The organism is Variovorax sp. Root411, assembly GCF_001425205.1.
In the GTDB taxonomy this organism is placed as follows: domain Bacteria; phylum Pseudomonadota; class Gammaproteobacteria; order Burkholderiales; family Burkholderiaceae_C; genus Variovorax.
The window spans coordinates 441,505-454,759 of record NZ_LMDW01000020.1 but is presented as its reverse complement, the minus strand read 5'-3'; the positions used below and the strand labels follow the sequence as shown (position 1 = coordinate 454,759).

Below are 13,255 nucleotides of genomic sequence, written 5' to 3'. Positions count from 1 at the left end.
GTTTACCAGAACCCTGCATTGTCAAATTCTTGACAGTTCCAGGTCAAGCGCAGGCATACAGTGACCGGCACCCACAAGAACGGAGACCTCACGATGAGCAACGCACGCGCAAGTTTCAGGAGCATGCAGGAAAGCACGCGCGAAGACTGGCAGCTGATCGGCGGCGAGTTCATGCAGTTCACGGGCGGCCTGCCCGCACGCGTGATCAAGCACCTGCAGATCCTCGAAGGCGACTACGGCGGCTTTCCGGTCGACCGCTACACCCATTCGCTGCAGACCGCCACCCGCGCACTGCGCGATGGCCGCGACGAGGAGTACGTGGTGTGCGCGCTGCTGCACGACATCGGCGACACGCTCGGCAGCTTCAACCACCCCGACATCGCCGCCGCCATCCTCAAACCCTTCGTGAGCGAAGCCAACCACTGGATGGTGCAGCACCACGGCATCTTCCAGGGCCACTACTTCTTCCATCACATCGGCCTGGACCGCGACATGCGCGACAACTTCAAGGACCATCCGCACTACGAGCGCACGGCCGAGTTCTGCGCGCTGTACGACAACCCCGCCTTCGACCCCAAGGCCGAGACCCTGCCGATCGGCGAATTCGAACCCATGCTGCGCCGTGTGATGGCAAGCCCCAAGCAAAGCATCTACAAGACGGCGCTGCAGCAACAGCCAGCGGCCGCCTGAGAACCCAAAAAGGAAACACCCATGAACGCCACCACCCAACCCGAAATCCAGAAGCTCGTCTCCGCCGAAGAATGGCAGCTTCGCATCGACCTCGCCGCCTGCTACCGCCTCGTGGCGCTCTACGGCTGGAGCGACCTCGTGTTCACGCACATCAGCGCACGCATCCCCGGGCCCGAGCACCACTTCCTGATCAACCCCTACGGCCTGATGTTCGACGAGATCACCGCGTCGAGCCTGGTCAAGGTCGACCAGCAGTGCAACAAGATCATCGACTCGCCCTACCCCGTGAACCCGGCCGGCTTCGTGATCCACAGCGCCGTGCATGCCGCGCGCGAAGACATCCAGTGCGTGCTGCACACCCACACCAAGGCCGGCATTGCCGTGAGCGCGCAGAAAAACGGCGTGCTGCCCATCAGCCAGCAATCGACCTTCGTGCTGGCCTCGCTGGCCTACCACGACTACGAAGGCGTGGCCTTCCGCGACGACGAGAAGCCGCGCCTGCAGGCCGACATGGGCAGCGCCAACTTCCTCATGCTGCGCAACCATGGCCTGATGACCTGCGGCAAGACCATTGCCGACGCCTTCCTCTCGATGTACACCTTCGAGAACACCTGCCAGATCCAGATCGCCGCACAGTCGGGCGGCAGCGAACTCACGCAGGTGAACCCCAAGATCGTGGAGGGCGTGGGCCAGGCGATGAAGGTGCAGACCGGCGGGCTGGGTGGGCAGTTCGTGTGGCCCTCGCTGATCCGCAAGCTCGACCGCATCGACGACAGCTACAAGCAATAGGACGCGCGCCGGCTCCGGTTCCGAGAGCTTCCAATTCGCCTTCGGGTTGGACGAAGGCGCAAGGCGTTATTGGAGTAAGCCTACGGATACCCCGGAAACCCGCCGAAGCACGGTGGAGGCTCTATCTGGAGAATGGGAGGCCATGCACGTCCGATTCCCGTCTTCCTTTCTAGCCCCCGCCTCGGCCTTTCTCTCCCTCGCGCTCCTGCTTCCCCCGGTATCCGCCGCCCCTGCGGAAGATGCTGCGGAGCCGGCCGAGGCCCGCATCGAGTCCCTCATCGCCCGCATGACGGTGCAGGAGAAGGCCGGCCAGCTCAGCCTCTACGGCCCGGCCGACACCGACACCCCCAACAACCCGCAGGCGGGCTGGCGCAATGCGCAGCAGGAAACCGCCGACGTGCGTGCCGGCCGCCTCACGGGCCTGTTCAACAACGCGGGCCTCGAGGGCAAGCGGCGGCTGCAGCAGATGGCGGTGAACGAGTCGCGCCTGGGCATTCCGCTGATCTTCGGCGCGGACGTGATCCACGGCTTTCGCACCATGTTCCCGATGCCGCTGGCCGAGGCGTCGAGCTGGGAGCCCGCGCTCGCCGAGCGCACCGCGCGCGCCGCGGCGGTCGAAGCCACGGCCGACGGCTTCCGCTGGACCTTCGCGCCGATGGTCGATGTCGCGCGCGACGCGCGCTGGGGCCGCGGCCTCGAAGGCGCGGGCGAAGACGCGTACCTCTCCAGGCAGTTCGCCGCCGCGCGCGTGCGAGGCTTCCAGGGCCCCGACCTCTCGCGGCCCGACGCCATGCTGGCCACGCCCAAGCACTTCGCGGCCTATGGCGCGGCCGAGGGCGGACTCGACTACAGCGTGAGCGACATCTCCGAGCGCACGCTGCGCGAGGTGTACCTGCCGCCCTTCCGCGCGGCATTGGACGCGGGCGCGCTGTCGATCATGAGCGCCTTCAACGAGATCGGCGGCGTGCCCTCCACCGCCAACCCCGCGCTGCTCACGGGCGTGCTGCGCGACGAATGGAAGTTCAAGGGCTTCGTGGTGTCCGACTACACGGCCGATGAGGAACTGGTGGAGCACGGCTACGCCGCCAACCCGCGCGAAGCGGCCAGGCAGGCCTTCATGGCCGGCACCGACGTGAGCATGCAGAGCGGCCTGTACGCGCGCTACCTGCCCGAGCTGGTGGCTTCGGGCGAAGTGCCGATGGCGCGGCTCGACGACGCAGTGCGCCGCGTGCTGCGCGTGAAACAGAAGCTCGGCCTGTTCGACGACCCCATGCGCGGCCTCGACGGCCCGCCTGCCGCGCAACGCACCGAGAACCCCGAATTCATCGCGCTGGCCCGCGAGAGCGCGCGCCGCTCCATCGTGATGCTGAAGAACGAGCGCATGCTGCTGCCGCTGCCCAAGGCCGGCACGAAGATCGCGCTGATCGGCCCCTTCGCCGAAGGCACCGTCGATCTGATGGGCGCCTGGAGCCTGTTCCCGGGCCAGTCGGCGCCGGTGGGCATCGACCAAGGCCTGCGCGCTGTGCTGGGGTCCGGTTCGTCGGTGAACGTGGTGCGCGGCTCGGGCATCGAGTCGGCGCTGCCCGGCGGCATCGACGCCGCGGTGGCCGCCGCGCGCGATGCCGACGTGGTGCTGCTGGCCATCGGCGAGAGCCAGAAGATGTCCGGCGAGGCGCGCTCGCGCAGCGACATCGGCCTGCCGCAGGCGCAGCAGGATCTCGCGGAGGCCGTGGCCGCCACCGGCAAGCCGGTGGTCGTGCTGCTGAGCAACGGCCGCGCGATGGCGCTCAAGGGTGCGGTGCGCGATGCGCGCGCCATCCTCGTCACATGGTTCCTGGGCGTGCAGACCGGCAACGCGATCGCCGACGTGGTGTTCGGCGACTTCAATCCCTCGGGCCGCCTGCCCGTGAGTTTTCCGCAGACGGCGGGCCAGGTGCCCTACTACTACGGCCACAAGCGCACCGGCCGCCCCTCGCCCGAGAACGCACCAGGCACCGCCTTCAAGACCCGCTACCTGGACGCGACCAACGAGGCGCTCTACCCCTTCGGCTTCGGCATCGGGTATGCGCCGGTGCGCTACGACAGCGTGGAGCTGAGTTCGGAGCGCCTGCCGTTGTCGGGCACGCTGCGCGTGCGCGCCGCCGTCACCAACACCGGCCAGCGCGATGCGCAGGAAGTGGTGCAGCTCTACATCGGCGAGCGCGCAGCCAGCGTGACGCGCCCGGTGCGCGAGCTCAAGGGCTTTCGCAAGGTCAGCATTGCGTCCGGCGCATCGACGGTCGTCGAATTCACGCTCACGGCCGACGACCTGGCGTTCATCGGCCGCGACATGAAGCCGACCGTGGAGCCCGGCGAGTTCGACCTGTGGGTTGCGCCCTCGGCCGCGAGCGGCATCCGCAAGCGCTTCGTGCTCACGCGGGATTGAAGCCGTCGGCGCCGGTCAGGGGCGCTGCTCCATGGCACAGGTTTCAGTCGAGCCCGTGGAACACGCTGTCGTCCGGCCCGATGTGCGAGGGCGGCGTCCAGGCCGCATCGCGCATCGAGCGGCTCACGAGCTTTTCCACGCCCAGCAGCGTGGCGAAGATCGCCATGCGCACGGGAATACCGTTGTCGGTCTGGCGGAAGATGGCCAGGCGCGGATCGTTGTTCAGGTCGACGCTGAGGTCGTGCGAGCCGGGGCGGCCGTCGCGCGGCAGCGGGTGCATCACCACCACCTCGGGCTTGCAGGCCGATTCGATGAGTGCGCGGTTGATCTCGAAGGCGTTGTCGAAGCCCTCCAGCATTTCGTCATGCGCGAAACGCTCTTTCTGGATGCGCGTGGCGTAGATGATGTCGGCGCCGGCCAGCGCCTGCGCCGGCGTGGCGGCAGTCTGGACCACATGACCGTTGCGGCTCACGGCGTCCACGATTTCCGCCGGCATCGCGAGCGACGGCGGCGAGATCAGCGTGAACTTCAGCCCCTTGTACAGCGCGAGCAGCTTGATGAGCGAGTGCACGGTGCGCCCGTATTTCAGGTCGCCGACCATGGCGATGTGCGCACCGTCCACCAGCTTGCCCAGGCGCGAGAACTCGCGCTGGATGGTGTACAGGTCTAGCAGCGCCTGGCTCGGATGTTCGCCGGGCCCGTCGCCGCCGTTGATGACCGGCACGTTGGTGGCGCGCGCGAATTCGGCGACCGAGCCCTGCTCCGGATGCCGCACCACGATGGCGTCGACATAGCCGCTGATCACGCGGCTGGTGTCGTAGATCGATTCGCCCTTGGCCATCGACGAGAAGGTGAAGCCGGTGGTGTCGCACACCGAGCCGCCGAGCCGGCAGAACGCCGCGCCGAAGCTCACGCGCGTGCGCGTGCTGGCCTCGAAGAAAAGATTGGCCAGCACGGCGCCTTCGAGCACGCGGCTGACCTTGCGTCGGCGCGCGATGGGCTGCATGACGTCGGCCAGCTGGAACAGCTCGTCGATGGCGTCGCGGTTGAACTGGCTGACCGAGAGCAGGTGGTGCGAGCCTTCAGTGGCAAGCGACTTTCGCAAGGCGCTTTCATATGCGCTTTGCGTATATTCTGCGCGACGCCCGTCAGAAGCCAGGATTTCGCTCACGAAGCGCCGGGCCACTTCGGGCATGGCCCTGAATTCATTGGACTCGTCGGGCAGCAGCCAGGCGTCCAGCGCCCTTCTTCGACTGCCGATGCGCTCCGCGAAAGCGTCGCGCGTCATGTTGAGTTGACGCATCGCGTCGCGGAGGAGCACCTGTTGCGGCATGTTCATGGGCCGCAAATATATACTCAACGCGTATATTTTCAAAACCCAACGAAAAACTGCCTGCCGTTTCAGCTACCTCCGGGTCTTCCTCGCGGGCTTCTTCGCCACCTGGCGCTGCGAGCGCTGCCGCAGCGTCGAGCCCGAACCGCGCGGCGGGTTCGCCGGCGCCACGTCGTGCTGGCTCGCCCTCGAAGTGAAATCGCATGTCTTCACCGCCAGCTCGACGATGCGCGCCAGCGTGGGACTGGCGTTGTCGCGCCGGTAGACGGCGCTGTAGACCAGCGGCGGCGGCATCGGGTCGCTCCTGACGACGCGCAGCAGGCCGCTCCTGATGTCCGGGCGCACATAGTCGAGCGCCTGCTGGCTGATGCCGAAGCCGCTGATCGTCAGCTCGCGCAACACGGTCGTGCTGTTCGTCAGCAGTACCTTGCCGAAGCGGAAGCCATGCTCTGCGCGCCAAGCCTCGTAGAACCTGTTCTTCGAGGCACCGGCGGGCTGCTCGATCACCGGATAGTCGGCAAATTCGTGCGGCTTCAGCGCCCGCTGTGGAATGCCCAGTCTCGGGCTCGCGATCCAGGCCTGGTCGACCTGCCCCACCTTGATCGACTCGAAGGCCTGCCCCCAGAAGGTGCCGGGCATGATGGTCAGGTCGAGCTTATTGGCTTCCAGCCGCTCGAAGAGCGTCAGTCCCGCATCCACCACCGGCTCGAGCGTCACCTCGGGGTGCAATTTCTGCAGCAACTGGATCAGCCGCGTGAGCCAGGTCATCGCGATCAGTTCCGTCACGCCCACGCGGAAGGTGCCGCGCAGCGTCTTGTCGAGGCTGATGTCATGCTGGATGCGCTGCCAGAGCCGCAAGGCCTCTTCCGCGAGCGGCAGCAGTTCGCGGCCGGAGTGAGCCAATTCCAGGCCGTGCGAGGTGCGATGCAGCAAGGGGCCGCCGAGCGAATCCTCGAGCTCGGCCAGGCGCTTCGAGATGGCCGACTGCGTGGTGTGCAGCTTCACCGCCGCCGCGCTGAAGCTCTGGAGCTTGGCGCTGAAGAGAAACGCCTCCAGCTGCTTGAAGGTGAAGTTCATTCCGCCGGAATGTACGCCCATGGCTGCGCAGGAGGAAAAGGAATACCTCGCCGCTCCGATTTCTCGTTTGTCCCGCGGCGGGCGCACTTCGATACTGCGCGCATGCTTCACATCGCTCCACGCCTGAACCGTATCAAGCCTTCCCCCAGCTCCATGGCCGGCCAGAGGGCGCGCGAACTGCGCGCAATGGGCCGGGACATCCTCGGCCTGACGGCGGGCGAGCCCGACTTCGACACGCCAGCCCACATCAAGGAGGCCGCAACCCGCGCCATGGCGGACGGCCAGACCCGCTACACCGACGTCGGTGGCACGCCGGCGCTAAAGGAAGCCACCGCGGGCAAGCTCCTGCGCGAGAACAGGCTGGCCTACGCGCCGGGCGAGATCATCGTGGGCACCGGCGCCAAGCAGGTGATCTTCAACGCGCTCATGTGCACGGTCGCGGCGGGCGACGAGGTCATCGTGCCGGCGCCCTACTGGGTGTCCTACCCCGACATCGCCCTGCTGGCCGGCGGTGTCCCGGTCTTCGTCGACTGCCCGGCGGCGGCGGGCTTCAAGCTCCAGGCCGCCGACCTCGAGCGCGCCATCACCGGCAGGACGCGCTGGCTGATGCTCAACTCGCCGAACAACCCGAGCGGGGCGACGTACACGCGCGCCGAGCTCCAGGCGCTGGCGGAGGTGCTGCGGCGCCATCCGCACGTCTGGATACTGACCGACGACATCTACGAGCACCTGATCTATGGCGGCGTCGAGTTCGCCACCATGGCCGAGGCGGCGCCCGACCTCAAGGACCGCACGCTGACGGTGAACGGCGTCTCCAAGGCCTACGCGATGACTGGCTGGCGCATCGGCTACGGCGCGGGCCCCTCGGCGCTCATCAAGGCGATGGTCAAGCTGCAGTCGCAAAGCACGTCCGGCCCGAACTCGATCGCCCAGGCGGCGGCCGTCGCGGCACTCACGGGGCCGCAGGACACCATCGCCAGCAACCGGCGCGAATACGAAACGCGGCGCGACATGGTGGTCGCCGCGCTCAATGCCATCGACGGCATCCGCTGCGAAGTGCCCGACGGTGCGTTCTACGTCTTCGCCTCATGCAGCGCGCTCTTCGGGCTTCGCACCCGCAAGGGCACGGCAATCGACAGCAGCGACGACTGGGTGATGCACCTGCTCGACTCGCAGAATCTCGCTGCACTCCAGGGCAGCGCCTACGGGGTGCCCACGCATTTCCGCATCTCCTTCGCAGCCAGCACCGAGCAGCTGCTGGAAGGCTGCCGACGCATCGCGCGGGCACGCGACGAACTCTCGGGTCAAGCCATCAACCAGGAACCGCAATGAAACTCCGCCCCCTTCTGAAGCTGCTGCCGGCCCTTGCCATCGGCACCGCCTGGTTCGGCACCACCCACGCATGGGCCGCCGATGCCTTTCCGTCGAAGCCGATCAAGATCCTCGTGGGCTTCTCGCCCGGCGGCTCCAACGACATGGTGGCGCGCCTGATCGGGCCGAAGCTGGCCGAAGGACTCGGGCAGCAGGTGCTGATCGACAACCGGCCGGGCGCCGGCGGCAACATCGCCGCGTCGGCCATGCTCGCCGCGCCCGCCGACGGACACACGCTGCTGATGTGCACCACGGGCACGCTGTCGATTCAGCCGCATGTGCTCAAGAGCATGCCCTTCGACTCCGAGAAGGACATCGTGCCGGTCACGCAGGTGGTCAACGCGCCCTACATGCTGCTGGTCAATTCGAATCTGCCGGTGAAGAGCGTGAAGGAACTCATCGCCTACGCCAGGCAGAAGCCCGGCGAGATCAACTTCGCCTCCTCGGGCACGGCAACGGGCGGGCACCTTGCGGGCGAAATGCTGAAGAGCCGCGCGGGCATCGACATCGTCCACGTGGCCTACAAGGGCACCGGCCAGGCGATGACGGACCTCATCGCGGGCCAGGTCTCGATGATCTTCGACCAGCCCGTGAGCTCGATGCAGTACGCCCGCTCGGGCAAGCTGCGCGCACTGGCGGTCGCCAGCCCGCGCCGGCTGCCGGCCTTTCCGGACATCCCGACCGTGGCGGAAGCCGGCGTTCCCGACTTCGACCCCGTGACCTGGGCCGGCATCTGCGCGCCGAAGAACACGCCGACGGCCGTGGTCGAGCGCATCCAGCGCGAAGTCGCCAAGGTGCTGGCGATGCCCGAGATTGCCAAGCGGCTCATCGCCGACGGGCTGGAGCCCGTGGGAAGCACGCCGGAGCAGTTCCGCGCCTTCCTGGCTGCGGACAAGCGCAAGTGGGGCCGCGTGGTGAAGGACGCCGACGTCAAGGCCGAATGAACGGGAACCCGAGCATGAACCAGCTTCCAGACATCGTCCGCGACTTCGAGCGCGTCTCCTCCGAGCAGATTCGCCAGGCTTCGGCCTTCCAGCCGGCCATCCTCGCCGACGTGGCGGGCCGCCGCGGCGCCCTGCACGGCCGCATCCAGGCCTTGCGCCATCGGATGACACTGGCGGGCAGCGCGCTCACGGTGGAAGTGCGGCCCGGCGACAACCTGATGATCCATGCCGCCATCGCGCTCGCGAAGCCCGGCGACGTGCTGGTGATCGACGGCAAGGGCGACCAGAGCGCAGCCCTCATGGGCACGATCATGATGAACGCCTGCCGCCAGGTCGGCATCGCGGGCGTGGTGATCGACGGCGCGGTGCGCGACAGCGTGGAAATCGACGAGATGGACTTCCCGGTGTTCTCGGTCGGCACCAATCCCAATGGGCCGACCAAGCTGGCCTCGGGGCGCATCGGGCATCCAGTGTCTGTGGGCGGCGTGGCGGTACGCCCCGGCGATCTCGTCATCGGCGATGCGGATGGCGTGGTCGTCATCGAGCGGGAGAAGGTGGAGACGCTTCTTCAGACGGCGGCGAAGAAGGTCGAGGACGAGGCTGCGCGCATCGAGGCCATCAAGAATGGCAACACGGCTGCCAAATGGCTGAACTCCGCGCTGCGCAACGCGGGCGTTCTCAAGGAAAACGAGATCCTCTAGGGTCGGCGTCATCAGTCGATGACGCGGACACGAAGAAAAGGCCCGAAGGCCCGTTCTTCATGCTTGCCGGTTCGGCTTACAGGCCTGCTTGGCGCGTGAACGACACGCTGGGCTTCTTGTAGGCTTGCGGCACTTCGTCGCGGTAGAACGCGCGGCGGTCGAGGCTGGCGAGCGGGTCGTGGGCCTTGGCAACGGCTTCGGCTTGCACGGTCGCGCGGTTGGCGGTCGACGTGAAGGTCTGTGCACCAGCGCTGGAGGCATCGGCGTACTCGTTGCCGGCGCGTGCGGCGGCAGCGGCTTGCGGTGCGACTTCCGCGCGGGTGACAGAAGAGTTCACGACGTGCACGCCGTCGTAGGTTTCTGCATGAGCTCCGGCAGCGGCCAGGAGCGAGAGAGCAGCAGCAGCGAGGATCTTCGAGGCATTCATTTCAATCTCCTTCAGGGGGTTGGTTGGTGAGGAGAAGTTTGATCCTGAAAAGCCTCGGAAAACGCCGGCAAAAGGAACCACGGCGTTCACGGGATTGAAACAATCGAGCCCTTGAAAAACAACTGGTCTTCAGTGGCTGATCATCCACGGTCGCCGTGACGGCGCAGACTTGGCCCCGCTCGGCGCCGTCACCGTCGCGCTTCGTTTGCCCGAGCCGCAGCAGCCGCACCCCGCCGGGTGCTTGAAGCGCGCGTAGTCGCGCGAGCTGCCCGGCTCGTGCCGCGCGCGCTCGTTGGTTTCCATGCCGCGGCGCGTGCCAGAGGCCATCAGTGCGAGCCGCGGCGCGGCCGACAGCACGCGCGGCGAAGCGCATCCGCAATCGGGGCACGCAGCCGGCTCGTCGCGTAGGCCTGAGGGCCGCAACGCCTCGAAGCCCCCGCACTGCCCGCAGGCGTAGTCGTAGGTCGGCATGGCTGGCTTCAGCGCAGGTCGTGCGACAGCGGCATGTCGATGCTGCCGTCGATGAACTTCACCGGCCCCGAGGCGTTCGGGTTGATGTCGAAGTCGAAGATGCCCGTGGGCAGCCACAGCGTGGCGCACGAGTTGGGCACGTCGACCACCCCGCTGATGTGGCCCTGCACCGGCGCCGTGCCCAGGATCGAATAGGCCTGCGCGCCCGAGTAGCCGAACTTCTTCAGGTACTCGATGGCGTTCAGGCAGGCCTGGCGGTAGGCCACGTTGACGTCGAGGTAGTGCTGCTTGCCGCTCTCGTCGACCGAGATGCCTTCGAAGATCAGGTAGTCGTTGTACTGCGGCGTGATCGGGCTGGGCTTGAAGATCGGGTTCTTGATGCCGTACTTGGCCATGCCGCCCTTGATGAGCGTGACCTTCATGTGCACCCAGCCGGCCATCTCGATGGCACCGCAGAAGGTGATCTCACCGTCGCCCTGGCTGAAATGCAGGTCGCCCACGCTCAGGCCCGCGCCGTCGACGTACACGGGGAAGAACACCTTGGAGCCGCGCGACAAATCCTTGATGTCGCAGTTGCCGCCGTGCTCGCGCGGCGGCACGGTGCGCGCGCCTTCGGCGGCTGCCTTGGCGCGGGCATCACCGGTCATCTTGCCCATGTGGGCAGTGCCCGCAAACGGCGGGTTCGCGAGGCCGGGCACGCGCTCCGGATCGGTGGCGATGAGGGCCTTCTCGCGCTCGTTCCACATGTCGAGCATGGGCTTGTCGGGCAGGCAGCCGATCAGGCCGGGGTGGATCAGCCCCGCGAAGTTCACGCCCGGAACGTGGCGTGAACTGGTGAACATGCCCTTGAAGTCCCAGATCGATTTCTGCGCCTCGGGGAAGTGGTCGGTCAGGAAGCCGCCGCCGTTCTTCTTCGAGAAGAAGCCGTTGAAGCCCCAGAGGCTGTCCTGCTTGGCGCCGATGTCGAGCAAATCGACCACCAGCAGGTCGCCGGGCTCCGCGCCCTTCACGCCCACGGGGCCCGAGAGGTAGTGGACGGTGCTCAGGTCGATGTCGCGCACGTCGTCGGCGCTGTCGTTGTTCTTGATGAAGCCGCCGGTCCAATCGAAAGTCTCGAGGATGAAGTCGTCGCCCGGGTTGACCCAGCAGGCCATCGGAATGTCCGGATGCCAGCGGTTGTGGATGTTCTCGTTCTCGACGGGCGACTTGGTCAGGTCGACCTTGATCAGCGTGTCAGTCATGTGCAGTGGCTCCTGGTTGGGTTGGTTGCGGTCAGGTCAAACGGAGAGATAGGCCTTGATGTGGTCGACATCGGTCTTCTCGCGCGCGGTCTCGTGCACGAGCCGGCCGCCTTCGATGACGAAGAGCCTGTCGGCCACGTCCATCGCGAAACTGAGCACCTGCTCGGACACGACGATGGTGATGCCGCGCAGCTTGCGGATCTCGTTGAGCGCCTTGGCGATGTCCTTGATGATCGAAGGCTGGATACCTTCGGTGGGCTCGTCGAGCAGCAGCACCTTAGGGTCGGTGACGAGGGCGCGCGCAATCGCCAGCTGCTGCTGCTGGCCGCCGGAAAGGTTGCCGCCCTTGCGGGTCTTCATGTCCCACAGAACGGGGAACAGCGCGTAGATTTCCTCGGGGATGCGGCGGGTCTTCGAGTTCTCCAGGCCGGTCTGGATGTTCTCCTCCACCGTGAGCGTCGGAAAGATCATCCGGCCTTGCGGTACGTAGGCGATGCCCTTGGCGACGCGGCGAAAGCTCTCGTCGCGCGACACGTCCTGGCCTGCTACCTCGATGCGCCCGCTCTTCAAGGGCAAGATTCCCATCAGGCCCTTGAACAGCGTGGTCTTGCCCATGCCGTTGCGGCCCATGATGGCTATCGTTTCGTTGGCCCTTCCCTCGAACGAGATACCGTGCAGGGCCTCGCTCTGGCCGTAGGCTACGTGCAGGTCTTCTACCTTCAGCATGAGGTTGCTCATATTCTTGGACTCGTTTGGGTTGTGTTCGGGGTGCTTGCACAGGCCATCGGGTACTCCCCTCCGCGAATGTCCCCCGGGCTTCGCCCTCCTCCTTTATTTCGCTGCGGGGAGCACCCGACGCCCTGTGCAAGAGGACACGCTGCTGGTTCGCGGCCGATCAACCTCCGGAGCGAACAACGCTCACGTCGATGGGGTGCCTTGCGCAGCGAAATAAAGGAGGAGGCCGAAGGCCGGGGGACATTCGCGGAGCAAGGTACCCCGTCGGCGTGAGCGAGCCCTGAACGACGGCGCCTCATCTAGTGCCCCAGATAGACATCGATGACCTTGGGATCCGCCTGCACCTTCTCCATAGGCCCTTCGGCAAGGATCTTTCCCTGGTGCATGACGGTGACCTTGTGCGCGATCTGCTTCACGAAGGCCATGTCGTGCTCGATGACGATCACCGCGCGGTTCTGGCAGATGCGCTTGAGCAGGTCGGCCGTGAGTTCGCGTTCGCGCGCGCTCATGCCGGCGATGGGCTCGTCGAGCATCAACAGCTCCGGCTCTTGCATCAGCAGCATGCCGATCTCGAGCCACTGCTTCTGGCCGTGGCTCAGCAGGCCGGCCTCGGTGTCCAGCCTGTCGGCAAGGCCGATGTCTTCGGCAACGACCTGTACCTTGTCCTTGACCTCGTCGTCGCACCTGAAGGCCAGCGCACCGAACACCGAGCGGCCCTTCGGGAATGAGACCTCCAGGTTCTGGAACACCGAGAGGTTCTCGTAGATCGACGGCGTCTGGAACTTGCGGCCTATGCCCAGCCGCACGCGCTTGTGTTCGGCCAGCTTCGTGAGCTCGGTGTTGTTGAACTTGATACTGCCGGCGTTTGCACGCGTCTTGCCGCAGATCAGGTCGAGCAGCGTGGTCTTGCCGGCTCCATTGGGGCCGATGATCACGCGCAGTTCGTTGCGGTCGATGTACAGCGTGAGGTCGTCGATGGCCTTGAAGCCGTCGAAGGACACGGTGAGGTCTTCCACGGCGAGCGCGAAGTCGGTGTTGCTCATGAGGGTGT

13 protein-coding genes are annotated in these 13,255 nt (G+C 66.4%); 6 read left to right on the top strand and 7 right to left on the bottom strand.

All coding sequences use genetic code 11. The annotated features are described in order from the left end of the window. Nucleotides 1-93: 93 nt before the first annotated feature. From ASC92_RS26620 to ASC92_RS26610, 3 genes are all read left to right on the top strand, one after another. On the top strand, nucleotides 94-690 hold the full coding sequence (locus ASC92_RS26620) for an HD domain-containing protein (RefSeq protein ID WP_056522004.1): 597 nt from the start codon (nucleotides 94-96) through the stop codon (nucleotides 688-690). Nucleotides 691-711: 21 nt separating this feature from the next. Next, on the top strand, nucleotides 712-1,479 hold the full coding sequence (locus tag ASC92_RS26615) for a class II aldolase/adducin family protein (RefSeq protein WP_056522001.1): 768 nt from the start codon (nucleotides 712-714) through the stop codon (nucleotides 1,477-1,479). A gap of 142 nt (nucleotides 1,480-1,621) precedes the next feature. Beyond that, nucleotides 1,622-3,904 carry a glycoside hydrolase family 3 N-terminal domain-containing protein gene (locus tag ASC92_RS26610; RefSeq protein WP_056521998.1) on the top strand — a complete coding sequence of 761 codons (2,283 nt, stop codon included), beginning with the start codon at nucleotides 1,622-1,624 and terminating at the stop codon, nucleotides 3,902-3,904. A 43-nt stretch (nucleotides 3,905-3,947) separates the two neighbouring features. Here ASC92_RS26610 and ASC92_RS26605 read toward each other — a convergent pair whose 3' ends face one another. Continuing rightward, nucleotides 3,948-5,243, bottom strand: a complete 1,296-nt coding sequence (locus tag ASC92_RS26605; RefSeq protein WP_056521996.1) for an aspartate carbamoyltransferase — start codon at nucleotides 5,241-5,243, stop codon at nucleotides 3,948-3,950. 66 nt (nucleotides 5,244-5,309) lie between these two features. Next, nucleotides 5,310-6,314 (bottom strand): LysR family transcriptional regulator, encoded by a 1,005-nt coding sequence (locus ASC92_RS26600; RefSeq protein ID WP_056521993.1) that lies wholly within the window; start codon nucleotides 6,312-6,314, stop codon nucleotides 5,310-5,312. A gap of 102 nt (nucleotides 6,315-6,416) precedes the next feature. Here ASC92_RS26600 and ASC92_RS26595 point away from each other — a divergent pair, with 102 nt between their 5' ends. From ASC92_RS26595 to ASC92_RS26585, 3 genes are read left to right on the top strand one after another with little or no spacing between them, the layout of a single operon-like run. Then, nucleotides 6,417-7,646 carry a pyridoxal phosphate-dependent aminotransferase gene (locus tag ASC92_RS26595; RefSeq protein WP_056521992.1) on the top strand — a complete coding sequence of 410 codons (1,230 nt, stop codon included), beginning with the start codon at nucleotides 6,417-6,419 and terminating at the stop codon, nucleotides 7,644-7,646. Next, a complete protein-coding gene (locus ASC92_RS26590) occupies nucleotides 7,643-8,629 on the top strand; it encodes a Bug family tripartite tricarboxylate transporter substrate binding protein (RefSeq protein ID WP_056521987.1) in 987 nt (328 codons plus the stop codon). Before ASC92_RS26595 ends, ASC92_RS26590 begins: the two co-directional genes overlap by 4 nt. Before the next feature lie 14 nt (nucleotides 8,630-8,643). Further along, on the top strand, nucleotides 8,644-9,330 hold the full coding sequence (locus tag ASC92_RS26585; RefSeq protein ID WP_414820429.1) for an RraA family protein: 687 nt from the start codon (nucleotides 8,644-8,646) through the stop codon (nucleotides 9,328-9,330). A 76-nt stretch (nucleotides 9,331-9,406) separates the two neighbouring features. Here ASC92_RS26585 and ASC92_RS26580 read toward each other — a convergent pair whose 3' ends face one another. The 5 genes from ASC92_RS26580 to urtD all read right to left on the bottom strand — a co-directional run bounded on the left by ASC92_RS26580 (nucleotide 9,407) and on the right by urtD (nucleotide 13,247). Then, entirely contained in the window at nucleotides 9,407-9,757 is a 351-nt protein-coding gene (locus tag ASC92_RS26580; protein WP_056521981.1) for a hypothetical protein, read from the bottom strand. 129 nt (nucleotides 9,758-9,886) lie between these two features. Then, entirely contained in the window at nucleotides 9,887-10,228 is a 342-nt protein-coding gene (locus ASC92_RS26575) for a zinc ribbon domain-containing protein (RefSeq protein WP_056521978.1), read from the bottom strand. 8 nt (nucleotides 10,229-10,236) lie between these two features. Further along, nucleotides 10,237-11,469, bottom strand: coding sequence for a formamidase (fmdA, locus tag ASC92_RS26570; protein ID WP_056521974.1), 1,233 nt, complete (start codon nucleotides 11,467-11,469; stop codon nucleotides 10,237-10,239). Between the two features lie 36 nt (nucleotides 11,470-11,505). After that, entirely contained in the window at nucleotides 11,506-12,195 is a 690-nt protein-coding gene (urtE, locus tag ASC92_RS26565) for an urea ABC transporter ATP-binding subunit UrtE (RefSeq protein ID WP_056522190.1), read from the bottom strand. A 308-nt stretch (nucleotides 12,196-12,503) separates the two neighbouring features. Continuing rightward, nucleotides 12,504-13,247 carry an urea ABC transporter ATP-binding protein UrtD gene (gene urtD / locus ASC92_RS26560; RefSeq protein WP_056521971.1) on the bottom strand — a complete coding sequence of 248 codons (744 nt, stop codon included), beginning with the start codon at nucleotides 13,245-13,247 and terminating at the stop codon, nucleotides 12,504-12,506. Nucleotides 13,248-13,255 lie beyond the last annotated feature (8 nt).

What these genes read in the sequence shown, in the direction of transcription:
- ASC92_RS26620 (WP_056522004.1), top strand. Translation starts at nt 94, where the DNA reads ATGAGCAACGCACGCGCAAGTTTCAGGAGCATGCAGGAAAGCACGCGC.
- ASC92_RS26615 (WP_056522001.1), top strand. Translation starts at nt 712, where the DNA reads ATGAACGCCACCACCCAACCCGAAATCCAGAAGCTCGTCTCCGCCGAA.
- ASC92_RS26610 (WP_056521998.1), top strand. Translation starts at nt 1,622, where the DNA reads ATGCACGTCCGATTCCCGTCTTCCTTTCTAGCCCCCGCCTCGGCCTTT.
- ASC92_RS26605 (WP_056521996.1), bottom strand. Translation starts at nt 5,243, where the DNA reads ATGAACATGCCGCAACAGGTGCTCCTCCGCGACGCGATGCGTCAACTC.
- ASC92_RS26600 (WP_056521993.1), bottom strand. Translation starts at nt 6,314, where the DNA reads ATGAACTTCACCTTCAAGCAGCTGGAGGCGTTTCTCTTCAGCGCCAAG.
- ASC92_RS26595 (WP_056521992.1), top strand. Translation starts at nt 6,417, where the DNA reads ATGCTTCACATCGCTCCACGCCTGAACCGTATCAAGCCTTCCCCCAGC.
- ASC92_RS26590 (WP_056521987.1), top strand. Translation starts at nt 7,643, where the DNA reads ATGAAACTCCGCCCCCTTCTGAAGCTGCTGCCGGCCCTTGCCATCGGC.
- ASC92_RS26585 (WP_414820429.1), top strand. Translation starts at nt 8,644, where the DNA reads ATGAACCAGCTTCCAGACATCGTCCGCGACTTCGAGCGCGTCTCCTCC.
- ASC92_RS26580 (WP_056521981.1), bottom strand. Translation starts at nt 9,757, where the DNA reads ATGAATGCCTCGAAGATCCTCGCTGCTGCTGCTCTCTCGCTCCTGGCC.
- ASC92_RS26575 (WP_056521978.1), bottom strand. Translation starts at nt 10,228, where the DNA reads ATGCCGACCTACGACTACGCCTGCGGGCAGTGCGGGGGCTTCGAGGCG.
- fmdA (WP_056521974.1), bottom strand. Translation starts at nt 11,469, where the DNA reads ATGACTGACACGCTGATCAAGGTCGACCTGACCAAGTCGCCCGTCGAG.
- urtE (WP_056522190.1), bottom strand. Translation starts at nt 12,195, where the DNA reads ATGCTGAAGGTAGAAGACCTGCACGTAGCCTACGGCCAGAGCGAGGCC.
- urtD (WP_056521971.1), bottom strand. Translation starts at nt 13,247, where the DNA reads ATGAGCAACACCGACTTCGCGCTCGCCGTGGAAGACCTCACCGTGTCC.